The 718-nt window shown below is 46.1% G+C and carries 4 tRNA genes; all 4 read right to left on the minus strand.

The features are described from left to right. Positions 1-41: 41 nt before the first annotated feature. A tRNA-Glu gene (locus tag GQR54_RS18310) sits at positions 42-117 on the minus strand. A 93-nt stretch (positions 118-210) separates the two neighbouring features. Further along, a tRNA-Glu gene (locus tag GQR54_RS18315) sits at positions 211-286 on the minus strand. A 93-nt stretch (positions 287-379) separates the two neighbouring features. After that, a tRNA-Glu gene (locus GQR54_RS18320) sits at positions 380-455 on the minus strand. A gap of 180 nt (positions 456-635) precedes the next feature. Next, positions 636-711: transfer RNA gene (locus GQR54_RS18325), tRNA-Glu, on the minus strand. Between the last annotated feature and the right edge of the window lie 7 nt (positions 712-718).

A 718-nucleotide genomic window follows, 5' to 3' on the forward strand; every position in this document is an offset into this window, starting at 1 on the left:
ATCTTAATAACACTACACTTCCCTATTAAAAAACAAGTAAGTGGCGTCCCCAAGGGGATTCGAACCCCTGTTACCGCCGTGAAAGGGCGGTGTCCTAGGCCTCTAGACGATGGGGACACATAAATGTGTCACTAGGACAACTGAATTTTTAGACTCGTTTCAGACGAGTTTTCTTAATAACACTTCACTTTCCTATTAAAAATAAGTAAGTGGCGTCCCCAAGGGGATTCGAACCCCTGTTACCGCCGTGAAAGGGCGGTGTCCTAGGCCTCTAGACGATGGGGACACATAAATGTGTCACTAGGACAACTGAATTTTTAAACTCGTTTCAGGCGAGCTTTCTTAATAACACTTCACTTCCCTATTAAAAATAAGTAAGTGGCGTCCCCAAGGGGATTCGAACCCCTGTTACCGCCGTGAAAGGGCGGTGTCCTAGGCCTCTAGACGATGGGGACACATAAATGTGTCACTAGGACAACTGAATTTTTAGACTCGTTTCAGGCGAGCTTTCTTAATAACACTTCACTTCCCTATTAAAAATAAGTAAGTGGCGTCCCCAAGAGATTAGTACTCTTGATACGTCGTGCATAGAGAGTGCGGTGTCACACTGCTTTACACATACTTAAAATAGTAAGTGGCGTCCCCAAGGGGATTCGAACCCCTGTTACCGCCGTGAAAGGGCGGTGTCCTAGGCCTCTAGACGATGGGGACACATAAA

This window comes from Pseudoalteromonas sp. Z9A4 (genome assembly GCF_011378845.1).
Classification (GTDB): domain Bacteria; phylum Pseudomonadota; class Gammaproteobacteria; order Enterobacterales; family Alteromonadaceae; genus Pseudoalteromonas; species Pseudoalteromonas arctica.